14 protein-coding genes are annotated in these 16557 nt (G+C 68.0%); 4 read left to right on the top strand and 10 right to left on the bottom strand.

All coding sequences use genetic code 11. From position 1 onward, the window contains the following. Nucleotides 1-63 precede the first annotated feature (63 nt). The 3 genes from Q0W90_RS00825 to Q0W90_RS00835 all read left to right on the top strand — a co-directional run bounded on the left by Q0W90_RS00825 (nt 64) and on the right by Q0W90_RS00835 (nt 6320). A complete protein-coding gene (locus Q0W90_RS00825; protein WP_297772681.1) occupies nt 64-2472 on the top strand; it encodes a CoA transferase in 2409 nt (802 codons plus the stop codon). Nucleotides 2473-2565: 93 nt separating this feature from the next. Further along, entirely contained in the window at nt 2566-4050 is a 1485-nt protein-coding gene (locus Q0W90_RS00830) for an acetyl-CoA acetyltransferase (protein ID WP_297594450.1), read from the top strand. 113 nt (nt 4051-4163) lie between these two features. Further along, nucleotides 4164-6320 carry a hypothetical protein gene (locus tag Q0W90_RS00835; RefSeq protein WP_297772685.1) on the top strand — a complete coding sequence of 719 codons (2157 nt, stop codon included), beginning with the start codon at nt 4164-4166 and terminating at the stop codon, nt 6318-6320. Here Q0W90_RS00835 and Q0W90_RS00840 read toward each other — a convergent pair. From Q0W90_RS00840 to Q0W90_RS00875, 8 genes are all read right to left on the bottom strand, one after another. Next, on the bottom strand, nt 6294-7526 hold the full coding sequence (locus Q0W90_RS00840; protein ID WP_297594454.1) for an FAD-dependent oxidoreductase: 1233 nt from the start codon (nt 7524-7526) through the stop codon (nt 6294-6296). The two genes, Q0W90_RS00835 and Q0W90_RS00840, sit on opposite strands and share 27 nt — an antisense overlap. Nucleotides 7527-7569: 43 nt before the next feature. Then, a complete protein-coding gene (locus tag Q0W90_RS00845; protein WP_297594456.1) occupies nt 7570-8295 on the bottom strand; it encodes a DUF72 domain-containing protein in 726 nt (241 codons plus the stop codon). A gap of 7 nt (nt 8296-8302) precedes the next feature. Beyond that, nucleotides 8303-8938 carry an endonuclease gene (locus Q0W90_RS00850; RefSeq protein ID WP_297772688.1) on the bottom strand — a complete coding sequence of 212 codons (636 nt, stop codon included), beginning with the start codon at nt 8936-8938 and terminating at the stop codon, nt 8303-8305. A 52-nt stretch (nt 8939-8990) separates the two neighbouring features. Then, entirely contained in the window at nt 8991-9323 is a 333-nt protein-coding gene (locus tag Q0W90_RS00855) for a TfoX/Sxy family protein (RefSeq protein ID WP_297698917.1), read from the bottom strand. Between the two features lie 8 nt (nt 9324-9331). After that, nucleotides 9332-9721 carry a nitroreductase family deazaflavin-dependent oxidoreductase gene (locus Q0W90_RS00860; protein WP_297594462.1) on the bottom strand — a complete coding sequence of 130 codons (390 nt, stop codon included), beginning with the start codon at nt 9719-9721 and terminating at the stop codon, nt 9332-9334. A gap of 67 nt (nt 9722-9788) precedes the next feature. After that, nucleotides 9789-10226 (bottom strand): hypothetical protein, encoded by a 438-nt coding sequence (locus Q0W90_RS00865; protein WP_297698919.1) that lies wholly within the window; start codon nt 10224-10226, stop codon nt 9789-9791. A 242-nt stretch (nt 10227-10468) separates the two neighbouring features. After that, nucleotides 10469-12814 carry an endopeptidase La gene (lon, locus tag Q0W90_RS00870; RefSeq protein WP_297772691.1) on the bottom strand — a complete coding sequence of 782 codons (2346 nt, stop codon included), beginning with the start codon at nt 12812-12814 and terminating at the stop codon, nt 10469-10471. 134 nt (nt 12815-12948) lie between these two features. Then, nucleotides 12949-14199: an alpha-hydroxy acid oxidase gene (locus Q0W90_RS00875; RefSeq protein WP_297594468.1), complete on the bottom strand. Its 1251-nt coding sequence runs from the start codon at nt 14197-14199 to the stop codon at nt 12949-12951. Between the two features lie 19 nt (nt 14200-14218). Here Q0W90_RS00875 and Q0W90_RS00880 point away from each other — a divergent pair, with 19 nt between their 5' ends. Further along, nucleotides 14219-14656: a DUF1810 domain-containing protein gene (locus tag Q0W90_RS00880; RefSeq protein ID WP_297594470.1), complete on the top strand. Its 438-nt coding sequence runs from the start codon at nt 14219-14221 to the stop codon at nt 14654-14656. A 20-nt stretch (nt 14657-14676) separates the two neighbouring features. Here the strand turns inward: Q0W90_RS00880 and Q0W90_RS00885 are convergent, their stop codons facing one another. Next, the gene (locus Q0W90_RS00885) at nt 14677-16005 is read right to left on the bottom strand and encodes an alpha-amylase family glycosyl hydrolase (RefSeq protein WP_297594472.1); all 1329 of its coding nucleotides are present in this window, start codon (nt 16003-16005) and stop codon (nt 14677-14679) included. A gap of 10 nt (nt 16006-16015) precedes the next feature. Further along, nucleotides 16016-16552: an alkyl hydroperoxide reductase gene (locus Q0W90_RS00890; RefSeq protein WP_297594474.1), complete on the bottom strand. Its 537-nt coding sequence runs from the start codon at nt 16550-16552 to the stop codon at nt 16016-16018. Between the last annotated feature and the right edge of the window lie 5 nt (nt 16553-16557).

Genomic DNA, 16557 nt, shown 5'->3' on the forward strand with positions numbered 1-16557 from the left:
GCCGCCCGCCCGGTCTTTGGGGTGAACGCCCGCCATGCAGCGGCCTGACCAGGCAGGTACGGTGTGCAGATGGTTGACGGGTTGCTCGATGCCGTGCGCGTCCTCGACTTGTCGAGCGGCGTCGCCGACGCGGTGACCCGGCTGTTCGCCGACCTGGGTGCCGACGTCCTGAAGGTGGAACCGCCGGGCGGCTGCCTCGGGCGCGATGCGCTGCCGACGCTGCGCGGCGCCAGCATCCCGTTCGCCGTGCACAACGCCAACAAGCGCAGCGCGATACTCGATCCGTTCGACGACGAGGACTGCGCCCGCTTCCTCGACCTGGCCGCGGAGGCCGACATCGTCGTGGATACCGGCGCCGACGAGCGCGGCGCCATGTTCGGGACTTCCGGCGAGGAGCTGGCCGCCCGCTACCCGCACCTGGTGGTGCTCTCGATCACCGACTTCGGCGCGACGGGCCCGCGGTCCTCGTGGCGCGCCACGGATCCGGTGCTCTACGCGATGTGTGGCGCGCTGTCGCGGTCCGGCCCCGCCACCGGCACCCCGGTATTACCGCCGGACGGCATCGCTTCGGCCACCGCGGCCGTCCAGGCGGCGTGGGCCGCACTCGCCGCATATTACAATCGATTACGTTGCGGCACAGGCGACTACATCGACTTCTCCTGGTTTGATGCCGTCATCATGGCCCTCGACCCGGCCTTCGGTGCGCACGGGCAGGCCGCCGCGGGCATCCGGCGCACCGGGCGGTGGCGGGGTCGCCCGAAGAACCAGGATGCCTACCCGATCTATCCGTGCCGGGACGGCTACGTCCGGCTGTGCGTGATGGCGCCCCGACAGTGGCGCGGTTTGCGGCGCTGGCTGGGGGAGCCGGAGGACTTTCAAGACCCGAAATACGATGTGATCGGCGCGCGGTTTGCGGTATGGCCGCAGATCAGCGAGCGTCTGCAGACGCTCTTCGCAGGGCAGACCATGAAGGATCTGGTGGCCGCCGGTCAGGCGCACGGGGTGCCCATCGCCGCGGTGCTGACGCCGTCGCGGATCCTGGGGTCCGAACATTTCCAGGCGGTGGGCGCGATCACCGAGGCCGAGCTCGCGCCCGGCGTGCGCACCAGCGTGCCGACCGGATATTTCGTGGTCGACGGCCGGCGCGCCGGTTTTCGCGCACCGGTGCCCGCGGCGGGGCACGACGAAGCGTGCTGGCGGGGCAATCCCTCGGTGGTGCCGTCGGCCTCGGGTCGGCTCGGCGACTATCCCTTTGCGGGGCTGCGGATTTTGGATCTGGGCATCATCGTCGCCGGCGGCGAGCTGAGCCGGCTGTTCGCCGACCTGGGCGCCGACGTGATCAAAGTCGAAAGCGCCGAATACCCCGACGGACTGCGGCAGGCCCGCGTCGGCGAGGCCATGAGCGAGTCCTTCGCCTGGACGCACCGCAACAATCGGGGATTGGGGCTGGACCTGCGCAGCGCGGAGGGCAAGAAGATCTTCGGCCGGATGGTTGCCGAGGCCGACGCGGTTTTCGCCAACTTCAAGCCGGGAACCCTTGCCGCACTGGGGTTTTCCTACGATGAGCTACGCGCCGTCAACCCGCGGATCGTGCTCGCCGAAAGCAGCGCTTTCGGGGACGCGGGGCCGTGGAGCGCGCGGTTGGGCTACGGCCCGCTGGTGCGCGCCACGACCGGCGTCACCCGGCTCTGGACCTCCGACCACCCGGACGACGAGGTCGACGGGGCCAGGCACGCGTTTTACGACGCGACGACGGTGTTCCCCGACCACGTGGTGGGCCGGGTCACCGCGATCGCGGCGCTCGCCGCGCTGATCCACCGCAACCGGGCCGGCAGGGGGGCCCATGTCCACGTCTCGCAGGCCGAAGTCGTGGTCAATCAGCTCGACACGCTCTATGTCACGCAAGCCGCCCTGGCCGCGGGCATCGCCCAAGTCCGCGAGGACACCAGCCTGCACGCCGTCTACCCCTGTGCCGGTGACGACGAATGGTGCGTCATCTCGATCCGGACGGACGACGAATGGCGGCGTGCCGCATCGGTTTTCGACCATCTCGACTGGGCGGACAACCCGCGTTTCGCCACCGGCGACGCGCGATTGGCCAACCGAAGCGAGTTGGTGGGGCTGGTCTCCGCCTGGACCCGCACCCGCACCCCGCTGCGGGCCGCGGAACTGTTGCAGTCGGCCGGGGTTCCGGCCGGGCCGATGAACCGTCCGCCGGACATCCTCGAGGACCCGCAGCTGATCGCGCGCAACGTGTACCGCCCCATGGCTCATCCGCTGATCGAGAATCCGCTGCCGGCCGAGACGGGACCGGCGCCGTACCGCCACATTCCGTCGGCCCGGCAGGCCCCGGCGCCTCTGCCCGGGCAGAACACCGTCGAGATCTGCCGAAACATGCTGGGAATGAACACCGCCGACATCCGGCGGCTGATCGACGACCGTGTGCTCTTCGACTCTGCCGACAGCGCCTGAGCCACCGCCCCATCGCCCGAATGCGTAGCCAGCCGCACGCTCCCACCCGAATGTGCGGCAGGCCGCACATTCGGGATCCGATACGTTCGTCGTATGACCGTTGACCCCAGGACCCCGGTTTTGATCGGCTATGGCCAGGTCAACCATCGCGACGACATCGATCCGGCGAAGCGGTCCGTCGAGCCCGTCGACCTGATGGCGGCCGCGGTCGAGCGGGCCGCCGCCGCGGCGGTGATCGAGGCGGTCGACTCGATCCGCGTGGTCAACATCCTGTCGGCCCAGTATCGGGATCCCGGCCTGTTGCTCGGCCAGCGAATCGGCGCCTCCGACTTCACCACGCTCTACAGCCCGGTCGGCGGCAATGTGCCGCAATCGCTGCTCAACCAGGCATGCCTGGACATCCAGCGCGGACACGCGGGCGTCGTGCTGCTGGCCGGCGCCGAAACCTGGCGCACCCGAAGGGGCCTGCGGGCCAAGGGCGCCAAGCTGGTGTGGACGGAGCAGGATCGCTGCGTCCCGATGGCCGAGGTCAGCGGCGCCGACGTCCCGATGGCCGGTGACGCCGAGATCAGGATCCAGCTCGACCGGCCCGCCTACGTCTACCCGCTGTTCGAGCAGGCGCTGCGGGTGGCGAACGACGAGTCGATCGACGATCACCTCGAGCGCGTCGGCGAGCTGTGGGCACGGTTCAACGCCGTGGCGGTGCACAACCCGCACGCATGGATCCGCAAGCGGTCGACCGCCGACGACATCCGCCACGCCGGCCCGCAGAACCGGATGATCAGCTGGCCCTACACCAAGCTGATGAACTCCAACAACATGGTCGACCAGGGCGCGGCGCTCGTCCTGACCTCGGTCGAGCAGGCGAGAAGGTTGAAGATCCCGGCGCAGCGGTGGGTGTACCCGCATGCGGGCACCGACGCGCACGACACACCGTCCATCGCCGAGCGGCACGAACTGCACCGGTCCGCGGCGATCCGGATCGCCGGTGCGCGCGTGCTCGAGCTGGCCGGCCTGGGCATCGACGACGTCGATTACGTGGACCTGTACTCGTGCTTTCCCTCCGCGGTCCAAGTGGCGGCGGCCGAACTCGGATTGAGGGTCGACGACCCCGCCCGGCCGCTGACCGTGACCGGCGGGCTGACGTTCGCGGGCGGCCCGTGGAGCAACTACGTGATGCATTCGATTGCCACCATGGCGGAGTTGCTGGCGGCCAATCCGGGCCGGTACGGTCTGGTCACCGCCAACGGGGGCTACCTGACCAAGCACAGCTTTGGCGTGTACAGCACCGAGCCGCCGGCCGAATTTCGTTGGGAGGACACGCAACCGGCCGTCGATCGGGAGCCTACGACCGAGGCGGTGGTCGGGTGGGAAGGCGTTGGCACCGTCGAAGCCTGGACGACACCGTACGACCGCGAGGGACAGCCGGAGAAGGCCTTTCTGGCCGTGCGCACACCCGATGGGTCGCGCGCCCTGGCGGTGGTCACCGACGCCGCCGCGGCGCGGGAATCGGTGCGGGAAGATATCGGTGGCGCCAAGGTTGCCGTCGCCGCGGACGGCCGCGCGACGCTGCAGTAGTCCGGTCCCCGGACACGACGCCCGGCCGGTGCGCCGATCGTGAGGTAACGGTCGCGTAGCCCAGGTCAACGTGCCTATTGTTGAGTCCTGAGGGTTGGGGGAGGTGAGGCCAGGTGCACATCCTGGTTACCGACGCCACCGGCGCACTCGGGCGGCTGGTCGCTGGGCAGCTCATCGCTGCCGGGCACACGGTCAGCGGCATTGCTGCGCTCCCGCACGCCTGCCTGGACGGCAACGTCGAGTTTATTTGCGCATCGCTGCGCGACCCCGTCTTGCGGGAGCTCACCGACGAGGCCGATGCGGTCATCCACCTGGCCCCCATCGATCCCACCGCGCCCGGTAGCGCGGGCATGGACGGGCTTGCGCGGGTGACCGATGCCGCGGCCCGCGCCGGTTCCCGTCTGTTGTTCGTGTCGCAGGCCGCCGGCCGGCCCGAGCTGTATCGACCGGCCGAGGATCTGGTGTCCTCGAGTTGGGGGCCCACCGCGGTCATCCGGATCGCACCGCCGGTCGGTCGCCAACTCGACTGGATGGTCTGCCGTACCGTGGCCACGTTGTTGCGCACCAAGGTCTCGGCGCAACCCATGCGAGTGCTACACCTCGACGACCTGATGCGCTTTTTGGTCGTGGCGCTGAACACCGACCGCACCGGTGTGGTGGACCTCGCCAGTCCGGACACCGTCAACATGGTCACCGCCTGGCGGGTCTTGCGCGCCGCCGACCCCCGTTCCCGGCTGCACCGGGTTCGCAGTTGGTCGCAGCTGATCCCGGAATTCGATATTGCCGCAGCACAAGAGGATTGGATGTTCGAGTACGGCTGGCACGCGCTTGACGCGGTCGCCGACACCGCGCGTGGGCTCGTCGGCCGCCGGCTCGATGGCCCCGGCGCGATCAACCACGGCGGTCAGCTCGCGCTGCCCGTCGAGGTGCTGCCGCACCTCCGGCGGACGACCGGCGACGTGCACACCGCCGCACCGGACGGCATGGAAGGCGAATTCGACGACCAGATCGATCCGCGGTTCCCGGTCTTCAGCGGCACCGCCCTGGCCGACGCGCTGCCCGGACCGCTCACCCCGATCACGCTGGACGTCCAATTGAGCGGACTGCGCACTGCGAGCCGGGTGTTGGGACAGGTGCTCGCGCTTGGCGGCGCGGCCGACGCCGAATGGAGCAGCAGGGCCATCGCGGTGTTCGGCCACCGCCCCTACGTCGGGGTATCGGTCAACATGGTCGCGGCCAGTCAGCTGCCCGGCTGGGACCAGGACGCCGTCAGCCGCGATGCGCTTGTCGGCCAGCCTCAGATCGGGGATCCGCTGCCGTTCGGCGAGCCGGCATTGACGGCGGGAGCGCTCGGTTCGGTCGCCAAGGCGGTCGCCGCGGGACGATCGGTCGCCCTCTTGCGTCACCTGCGGGCGGACACCCGGGCGTATTGCGCGGCGGTCGGCGCGGAGCACGTTGACGCCGGTCAACTGGCGTCGCTGCCGGAAGCCGCTCTGGAAGTTCGGCTCCGGCTGTTGCGCGACCGCATTCACCAAGGCTGGATCCTCAACGCGCTCTGGTTGATTGACACCGGTGTCGCGGCCGCGGCGCTGATCCGCAGCCATGCGGCGCGCAGCGTGCCCGGGCTGGGCATGATCACCGAGAGCGGGTTCGTCGCGGCGGAGACCGCAGAGTTGGCGTCGGTGTTGCGGGCCGACCCACCGTTGTGCGCGCTGGCCGCCGAGGGCAATCTCGCGAGCATTCGTGCGCTGTCCCCGAAGACCGCTGCCGCCGTGGATGCCGTCGTCGCGCGGATCGGACACCGCGGCCCGGGCGAGGCCGAGCTGGCCAGCAAGACATTCGCCGACGACCCGACGATGTTGCTGACCGCTGCCGCCGCGGCCGCGACCCAAGAACCCGCACCGGTCACGCTGGCCGGACGGCTGACCGCCACCGCCCGCGGTACACGGGAACTGGCCCACGACACCACGATGCGGTTCACGCACGAGATGCGAATGACGTTGCGCGCATTGGGATCTCTGCGGGTCGAGGCGGACCTGATCGACGCCGTCGACGACATGCACTACTTGACCTGCAATGAATTGGTCACCATGCCCGGCGATGCGCGGCTGCGGATCAAACGCCGCCGCACCGAACGCGAACGCTTGCAGGCGCAACGACCACCGGACGTCATCGACGGGGCGTGGGCGCCCATTCCGCACGGCGCTGACGGCTCAGATGCCGAGCCCACCGCCGGCGACGGCTCAGCCGAGCAGCTCAGCCAGGGGTGATTGCGGGTCGGCCAGTTTGTCGGCGTCGACGGGAGCCCTGGACTTGATCAGCGCTTTGACGTCGTCGAGCACGTCCCAGATGTTGACGTTCATTCCGGCCAGCACCCGGTTGTCGCCGTCGAGCCAGAACGCGACGAATTCGCGGCCGGCGACGTCGCCGCGAAACACCACTCGCTCGAAGCTGGGGGCGTGGCCGACGTATTCCATGCCGAGGTCGTATTGGTCGGTGAAGAAATAGGGAAGCTCCGTGTATTCGCCTGGCGTGCCCAGCATCCCAGCCACCGCCACGGCTGGCTGCTTGAGCGCGTTGGCCCAGTGCTCGGTGCGGATCCGGGTACCGAACAGCGGGTGTTCGGCGGCGGCGATGTCGCCGACCGCATAGATATCGGGATCGCTGGTGCGCAACGACGCGTCGACCAGGACCCCGCCGTCACCCAGGGACAACCCGGCCTGGTCGGCGAGTTCGATGTTCGGCTTGGCCCCGACGGCCACCAGCACGGCGTCGGCGCTGATCGTCGCCCCGTCCCGGGTCCGCACGCCGGTCGCCGAGCCATCGGCCCGGGTGATCTCCTCGACCTGCGTCTCGAGCCGCAGATCCACCCCGTGCTCGCGATGCAGGGTGGCGAACACCTCGCCGACGGTCTCACCCAGCGCGGCCATCAGTGGTTGTTTGGCGGCTTCCACCACGGTGACGTTCACGCCCCGCTGACGGGCCCCCGCGGCTACTTCCAGCCCGATCCACCCGCCGCCCACGACCGCCAGCGAAGCTCCCTCGGTCAGAACAGCATTCAACGCCGCGGCGTCTTCATAGGTGCGCAGGTAATGCACGCCGCCGGAGTCCGATCCCGGTATCGGTGGCCGCCGCGAAGCCGATCCCGTCGCCAGCAGCAGCTTGTTGTACGAGACGGTGGTGCCGTCCTGCAGGCCCACGGTGTGGCCTGCGGCATCCAGGGTGGTCACCCGCGTGTTGAGCCGTAAGTCGACGTTGTTGTCCCGATACCAGTCGGAGTTCTGCACGGTGAAATCGGTCAATGACTTCTTACCGGCCAGATACTCCTTGGACAGCGGGGGCCGCTCGTAGGGCAGATGCTCCTCGTCGGCGAACACAGTGATGTGTCCATCAAATTTATTGTCGCGCAATGCCTCTACGGCTTTGGCTGCCGCGAGTCCGCCGCCGATGATGACGAAACTGGTCGAGCTGGCCATGGTGGGTGCTCCGTTCTGTCGAACTTCCAGCCTACTTGAGCGCTCAACTCAACAGCTCGCGCAGGTCGAGCGCGTTGCGGACCGCGTGGCCACCCAGGTCGTTGTTGAAATACATCCACACGGCTTTTCCTTCCGCGTCCCATTGGGCGATCCGATCGGCCCAGCACCGCAAGTCGTCGGCCGAGTAGGAGCCGGCGTAGTTCGCGTCCGGATCCGGGCCGTGCATCCGGATGTACACCAAGTCCGTCGTCGCCCGGGGGACGCAGTGCAGCCCGAGGCCGCTCATCACCACATACGCGGCGCGATGGCGCTCCAACAACTCGAACACCGCGGGGTCATTCCACGACGGATGACGGAGTTCGACGGCGACGCGGATCGACCCGGGCATGCGCTCGAGGAACGAATCCAGGCGCGTGTCATCGCGCTGTTGTTCGGGGTGCAACTGCACCAGCAACACCCCGCGGCGATCACCCAGGAGTTGCCAACAGCGCTCGAATCGTTCGACCCACGGTTCGGGTGAGGCCAGCCGGCGGTAGTGCGTCAAGCCGCGATGCGCCTTGACCGACATGGTGAAGCCGTCCGGCAGTTGATCGCGCCAGCCCTCGAACGTCGAATCCTTCGGCCACCGGTAGAAACTGGCGTTCAGTTCGACCGTGTCGAACACCTCGGCGTAGCGGGCAAGCCGGCGCGCCGACGGGGTTCCCGGCGGATACAGCACGTTGATCCAGTGGTTGTACGACCACCCCGAGGTACCGATTCGTATGGACACTGGGCGCTCAGCCGGTCACCTGCTGACGCACATCGTCGTCCAGCGACGCCCTGACGAGGGCCGCGGCCGGCCGCGCATTGGCCTGCGGCGCAAGAGTTCCCAACTTCGCCGGGTCGCCGGGCAGACCCAAGCGCTTGGCGGTGCCGGTGGCCCGGTCATCGAAGTAGGGCCGCACCCACGTCCACACGTCCTGGACCTCGCGGAGGTAGATGTCGGCGCCGGTGTCGCCGATTCCCTTGAACTGCTTGAGCATCCGTTTGGCCGCTGCCACGTCATGCCCGCTGCGATCGGCCAATTCACGCAGATCACCGGAGTAGTCGTCACGAAGGCGTTCGGCTATATCGGTGAGCCGGGTGGCCGAACTCTCGTCGTAACGAACGTAGTGCGCGCGCCCGAAGGCGTCGATCATGGTTTGTCGATCCGATGCCAGAACGGCTTTGGGAGTCCGCAAGCCCGCCGTGAAGAGTTCGCGCGCCGCGCCCATGGCGATGGCCGCATCGATCGGCTTGCTGGCAAGCATGCACAGCACCAGAAGCTGGAACAGCGGCATCGGCTTGTCGCTCATCGTGATGCGCGCCTGCGCCGCATACGTCGTGCCGGCAACGTCGAGCAGTCGTCGCACCCGTCGGTCGCGCTTGTCCATAGCGCACCGCGTACCCCCACGATGTGGGGGCAAACCGCAGCCGTTATTCGGGCTATTTGGGCGGCAGGCCGCGCGCGTGGTCGACCCCGCGGGTGACCCAACTGCGCAGCTGGCGTTTGGTTTGCACCCCGGCCGCCTCGACGCGCAACCAGCCCCGGGCTTCCCGCCCGGCCATCACCATGGGGCCGACATGGGCGCGCCCGCTGAGTTTTTCGGTGTCCTCCTGCGGCACCCGCACCAACAGCCCGCCCTGGCCGCTGACGGCCACCGACATGTTGCCGTTGACCAGAAACGCCAGACCGCCGAACATCCGCTTTTCGTCGATGCCCGGCTGGGATCCCAGGAGTTCGCGGATCCGGTTGGCCAGGTCTTCGTCGTAGGCCATGCGCCGGGTCAGTCCAGATCGACACGCACGGTCAGCAGGTCGCTGCCCATCAGGCGCACCATCGCGCTGTTCAGACGCGGCAGCCCGCCCAGCCGCTGCACCGCGTCATCGTCGGGCAGGAGGTGGGCGGTGCCGTGCCGCCATTGCCCGCCGACGCGCACCCGCACGGCGGGATTGGCTTTGATATTGCGGACGTAATCCGAGTGCTCCCCGTGTTCGGAAACCATCCAGAATTGGTTGTCCACGACGCGCCCGCCCACCGCGGTGCGCCGAGGCAGCCCGCTTTTGCGTCCCGTGGTTTCGAGCATGGTCATCGGCAGCTGCCGACCCACCGGATTGACCAGGAGCCGTTGAACCCGATGGACGACTTGCCGTTTCAGAGCCTGGATGTCGGTCATATCGTGGAATTCTGCCTCACCCGAGAGACAGCCGCCGCAGGCGAGCGGCGGCTGTCTCGTCGAGCCGTTACGTCGCGTATGCGACGAATTGACCGCCGGGCAGGAAAACGCCCCACTGGTTTACGGCCGGGTTAAATACGACTGGATAGTCGCCTGGTTGACCCGGCGGCATCCAATGCGCCGGCAGCCCGTAGCCGATCGGGTCGTTGTACTGGCCCGGTGGCGGGAATCCGTTCTGCCCGGGCGGCAGCGGGGTGCCGGGACCATTGCAGTTGACGCCGGGTCCGGCGTTACAAATGGGCATCCCCTGCCCCGGCAGCGGCCCCGGTCCCGGCACATTCTGGCCAGGTATCGGCCCCGGTCCCGGCACATTCGGGCCTGGCACCGGTCCCGGCACATTCGGGCCATTCGGATCGGCTTGCGCCAAGCCGGCACCAATTCCCAGCGCACCGGACGTCAGAGCACCTGCAACGACGGCGCCAGCGGCAATTCTGTTCAACCTCATGATGAACTCCTTATCGATTCGCTCGGCTGCCCTCCGGCGGCCGCGCGGCGGTGATTTGTTGTTCGTCACCCGCGCCTTTTTGACGTCGGATAGAGGTCATCCCCCCTCGGCCGGTCTTCCCTCTGCGCTAACGCGTACCCGTCCCCGGGGGCGGCCAAAACTTCTCGCCGTCCCCAGGGCATCGCGTCAGGCGTGACTCGACAGGGGTTTCAATAGTGCGCGCTGTCAGCCGCCCCGCGGCGTCAGGCGGCCACCGTGGCGGCCTCGACCGCAGGCACCAGAGCCTGGGTCACGATGTCGGCGACGTCGGTCATCGGCCGCACGTCCAGCGCCTCGAGCACCTCGGCGGGCACGTCATCGAGATCCGGCTCGTTGCGTGACGGAATGAAAACCGTTGACAGCCCGGCACGTTGGGCTGCGAGCAGCTTCTGCTTCACACCGCCAATGGGCAACACCCGACCGTTCAGCGTGACCTCGCCGGTCATGCCGACGTCGGAGCGGACCTGTCGTCCGGTGGCCATGGATACCAGGGCGGTCACCATGGTGACACCGGCAGACGGGCCGTCCTTGGGCACCGCGCCGGCGGGCACGTGCACGTGGATGCGACGATCCAGCGCCTCGGGGTCCACGCCGAGTTCGGAAGCGTGTGACCGCACGTAGGACAGCGCGATCTGCGCCGACTCCTTCATCACGTCGCCCAGTTGCCCGGTCAGCTGTAAGGACCCATCGCCTGGCTTATCAGTTCCAGCCGCGCCGGCCTCGATGTACAGGACGTCACCGCCCAGGCCCGTCACGGCCAGGCCGGTCGCCACACCCGGCACCGCCGTGCGTTCGGCCGACTCCGGCATGAACCGCGGACGGCCCAGGTAATCAACCAGATCCGGCTCGTCGATCCGCAGCGGTCCGGGATCCCCATTCGTTTCCGAGGCCAGCTTGGTGGCCGCCTTGCGCAGCGCCTTGGCCAGCAGCCGTTCGAACTGTCGCACGCCGGGCTCGCGCGTGTAGTCGGCGGCGACCTTGCGCAACGCCGCGTCGGTGACGGTGACCTCGCCGTCGGTCAGCGCCGCCCGCTCCCGCTGCCGGGGCAGCAGGTAGTCCCGCGCGATGGCGACCTTGTCGTCCTCGGTGTAGCCGTCGATAGCCACCAGCTCCATGCGGTCCAGCAGGGCCGACGGGATGTTTTCGATCACGTTGGCGGTGGCCAAAAACACCACATCGGACAAGTCCAGGTCCAGATCCAGGTAGTGGTCGCGGAAGGTGTGGTTCTGCGCCGGGTCGAGCACCTCGAGCAGCGCCGCGCTCGGGTCGCCGCGGTAGTCGGAACCGACCTTGTCGATTTCATCCAGCAGCACAACGGGATTCATCGATCCCGCCTCGCCGATCGCGCGCACGATCCGGCCCGGCAACGCGCCCACATAGGTGCGACGGTGCCCGCGGACCTCTGCCTCGTCGCGCACACCGCCCAGGGCGACGCGCACGAACTTTCGGCCCAACGCGCGTGCCACACTTTCCCCCAGCGACGTCTTGCCGACGCCGGGGGGACCGGCCAGCACCATCACCGCGCCGGAGCCGCGGCCGCCGACCACCTGCAGGCCGCGCCGGGCGCGACGGGCCCGCACGGCCAGGTATTCGACGATGCGGTCCTTGACGTCGTCGAGCCCGTGGTGATCGGCGTCCAGGATCTCCCGCGCCGCCTTCAGGTCGGTGGAGTCCTCGGTCTTGACGTTCCAGGGCAGGTCGAGCACGGTGTCCAGCCAGGTGCGGATCCAGCCGCTTTCCGGGCTCTGGTCGCTGGAGCGTTCCAGCTTGCCGACCTCGCGCAGCGCCGCCTCGCGCACCGTCTCGGGCAGTTCGGCCGACTCGACGCGGGCCCGGTAATCATCAGAACCGTCGGGTTCGCCCTCGCCCAATTCCTTGCGGATGGCGGCCAGCTGTTGGCGCAGCAGGAATTCCTTCTGCGTCTTCTCCATGCCCTCGCGCACGTCTTCGGCGATCTTGTCGCTGACCTCGACTTCGGCGAGGTGGTCGCTGGTCCACTCGATCAGTGCGCGCAGCCGCTCGGTGACATCGACGGTCTCCAGCAGTTGCCACTTCTGCGCATTGGTCAGGTAGGACGCGTATCCGGAGGTGTCCGCCAGCGCCGACGGATCGGTCAGCCTGTTGACGTAATCGATGATCTCCCAGGCTTCGCGCCGCTGCAGCATGGCCAGCAGCAGCTTCTTGTACTCCGCTGTCAGCGCTTTGATCTCGTCGGTCGCCTCGATCTCGGGGACCTCGGTCACCTCGACCCACAGCGCCGCTCCGGGACCGGATGCCCCCGCCCCGATCTGGGCCCTGCGCTCACCGCGCACCACCGCGGCGGTGCCACCACCGGCGATGCGTCCTACCTGCAGCACCTTCGCGATCACGCCGTGTGATGGGTAGCGGTCCTCGATGCGGGGGGCGATCAGCAGCTGTCCCGATTCACTGGCCTGAGCGGCATCGATCGCCGCGCGGGCGGCGTCGTCCAATGCGATCGGCACCACCATTCCGGGCAGCACGATGGTGTCAGTGACAAACAGCACCGGCACCGACTTGGCGTCAGCCATCAATTCCTCCAAAAGTTGAGTCTGATGCGCTTAACCCAGCGGGACGCCGGTTTGTTCCCGGGGGCCCGGCCGTGACGAGTGTGCGGCCAGCCTCACACCGGGCAGCGAGTGTGCGGCCAGCTTCACACCGGCAGCTAAACGGGGCGGAGTCGCTTGAGCTGTGTGACGTGCTTGGGGGACAGTTCCTCGAGGCAGGTGGCACCGAGCAGGCGCATCGTGCGGGTCACGCCCTCGCGCAGAATGTCGATCGCCCGGCTCACGCCCGCCTCACCGCCGGCCATCAGGCCGTACAGGTAGGCCCGCCCGACCAGCGTGCAGCGGGCTCCGAGCGCGATCGCCGCGACGATGTCGGCGCCCGACATGATGCCGGTGTCCACCAGGATCTCGGTGTGCTGACCCAGCTCGCGGGCCACCGTCGGCAGCAGGTGGAAGGGCACCGGGGCCCGGTCCAGTTGGCGCCCGCCGTGATTGGACAACACGATGCCGTCGACGCCGCGGTCGACGACGGCGCGGGCATCGTCAAGCGTCTGGATCCCTTTCACGACGAGCTTGCCGGGCCATTGCTCCTTGATCCACTCCAGGTCATCGAAGGTCAGGCTCGGGTCGAACATCGTGCTCAGGTAGTCGGCGACGGTGCCGGGCCAGCGGTCCAGCGACGCGAACGCCAGCGGCTCGGTGGTCAACAGGTCAAACCACCACTTGGGGTGGGGCACCGCGTCCAGCACGGTTCGCAGCGTCAGCGTGGGCGGGATCGTCATCCCGTTGCGGTTGTCGCGCAGCCGCGCACCGGAGACCGGGACGTCGACGGTGGCAAGCAGGGTGTCGAAGCCGGCGTCGGCGGCCCGTTTCACCAGCGCCATCGAGCGTTCGCGGTCGCGCCACATGTAGAGCTGAAACCACTTGCGGCCCTGCGGGACGGCGGTGACGAGATCCTCGATGGCGCAGGTGCCCAGCGTGGACAGGGAAAACGGAATCCCCGCCCGGGCCGCCGCGTGCGCGCCGGCGATCTCGCCCTCGGTGTGCATCAGCCGGGTGAATCCGGTCGGCGCGATCGCGAACGGCAGGACGACCGGCTGGCCGAGCACATTCCATCCGGCGGTCACATTGCTGACGTCGCGCAGGATCGTCGGATGAAATTCGATGTCGCGGAAGGCTTGTCGGGCGCGCTCGAGGGACAGCTCGTCATCGGCGGCGCCGTCGGTGTAGTCGAACGCCGCCTTCGGAGTGCGCCGCTTCGCGATCCGCCGCAGGTCCTCGATGGTGTACGCGGCGGCGAGGCGCCGCTTGGTCGCGTTGAGCTCGGGTCGCTTGAATTGCATGAGCGGGACGAGGTCGCGCACTTTGGGCACTCGTCGTTGGACGGCCTTTCGTCTTTCGAGTTCCATAATGTGCAACCGTAGTCAGATGGACTCGGCAGGCGACCCGTTCGATCTCAAGCGTTTTGTGGACGCGCAGGCTCCGGTCTACGGCAACGTCGTCGGCGAACTCCGCGACGGATGCAAGCGCAGTCACTGGATGTGGTTTGTCTTCCCGCAGTTGCGCGGCCTCGGAGGCAGCCCGACCGCGCTCCATTACGGCATTTCCTCGCTGGACGAAGCTCGCGCGTACCTGCGCCATGCCCCGCTGGGGCCGCGGTTGCACGAGTGCGCCCGGCTGGTCACAGCGGTGCAAGGGCGATCGATCGGCCAGATTTTCGGTTCGCCCGACGACCTCAAGCTGTGCTCGTCGATGACGCTGTTCGCCCGCGCCACCGAGGACAACGAGGACTTCGTCGCGGTGCTCGAGAAGTATTACGACGGCCGCCAGGACGAGCTGACCCTGCGGCGGCTGCCCGCGCCATAGAAGGGGCCCTGAAACCGGCCCTAGACCGGGCTCAGTATCCGCCAGCCCCGCGCCTCGACGGCAACGCTGTCGACGGCCTCTGGTGGCGGCACCTCCGACCCGCCGATGACCTGTGCACGCCCCTTGCCCAGCTCTGACAACGAAACATGCAGCGGTTCGTCGTCGATGTTGAGCACCACCAGCAGGGTATCGTCGCCGTTACGCGTCTCATAGACGTAGTGCCGGTTCTCCAGCCGTAACGCGGTGGTGGATGCCGTGTGCAGCCACGGGTGGCGCCGACGCAACCCGACCAGGTACTGGTGCAACGCCCAGACCTCGATGCCGAAGTCATCTAATTGCAGTGGGGGAGGGCCGAATTCGGGGCGTACCGCATCGTCACCGCCGAACCGTTCTTCCTTGACGCCGTGAAACCCGAGCTCGTCGCCGGCGTAGATGCTGGGCACCCCGCCGATGGTGAGCAGGAGCACCAGCGCGTGGGCAACATGCGCGGGGTTTCCCAGCCTGCTGGCGATGCGGGTGACGTCGTGATTGCCGATGAATGTCAGCGGCGCGAAGCGGTTCAGAAAGTCGTTGTGGCGCTGCAGCGCCCAGTCCAGTTCGAAGAAGTTGCCGTCGTTGAGGCTGCTCCAGATCGCCTTCCACAACTCGTATTGGGTGGCCGAGTCGAACGTGGCGGCTTCGACAACGGCGGCGTAGTCGCCGTGGATGAGTTCGCCGACGAACCAGGCCTCCGGATACCGCTCGCGCACCCGTGGCAACGTTGACGCCCAGAAGTGTTGGGGGACGGCATAAGCCGCGTCGAGACGCCAGCCGTCGGCGCCGCGCGCCAACCAGTGCGCCATCACCTCGACGGTGTAGTCCACGACTTCGGGGTTGTCGTGGTTGAGGGTGATCAGCCCGTCGTGGCCTTCGAACGTGTGAAAGTGTCCCGGACGTCCGCGGAACCACCGCGCGGCGGCGGCGTCGTCGGGCGCCTCCCGGTAGCGCGGGAAATCCACCCCGACATGGTTGAATACGCCGTCGAGCAGCACGCACAGGCCGCGGCGGTGCGCTTCGTCGACGAGGCGGTCGAAGTCGGCGTCATCACCGAGGCGGGGATCGATGCGGTAGTGGTCGGTGGTGTCGTAACCGTGTGTGCGCGAGGCGAAGATCGGGCCCAGCGCTATACCGGATGCACCGAGTTCGATGGCGTGGTCGAACCAGTCGACGAGCCGCAGCAACCGGTGTTCCGCTGGTTGCTGCGGCTCGTTTGACCGCGGTACGGGGAACGCGCCCACGAACCCCAGGGGGTAGACCTGCCACCAGATCGCGTGCCGGACCCAGCTGGGTCCCGACGCGGCACTGGTCACGACGACACGATCAGCCGACGGTCGCCAGCGTCTGGGAAGCGACAATCGCCTGGGCCACGCCGGAAATGATCGCCGCGGCCTTCAGTGCCTCCTGGATGGTTTCCCGGCTGACACCGGCTTCCCGCAGCGTGTGTTCATGCGCGGCCACGCAATCCGGGCATCCGTTGATCGACGACACCGCGAAGCACCACAGCTCGAAGTTCGCCTTCTCCACGCCGGGATTGGCGATGATGTTCATCCGCAATCCCGCGCGCAGGTCGTCGTACTTGCCGTCGAGAAAGCCCCGGCCACGGTAGAACACGTTGTTCATGGCCATGACCGATGCGGCTCCCAGCGCCGCGTTGTATGCCTCGGCGGACAGGGTGTCGGCCGCCTCGGTGCCTATCTCGTTGAGCACCTGCGTGTTCCGGGTAGCCGCGGCGCTCGCCAACAGCGTGCCCCACAGCTGCTCCTCGTTGAGCTCGGTCGTGCGAGTAATCGAGCCGAGGTTGAGCTTGAGGTCCTTGGCGTACTCCGGCAGCGCTTCTTTGAGGTTTTCTACGCTCATCTCGC

Origin of the sequence: Mycobacterium sp. (assembly GCF_025933915.1) — a bacterium.
Lineage (GTDB): Bacteria > Actinomycetota > Actinomycetes > Mycobacteriales > Mycobacteriaceae > Mycobacterium.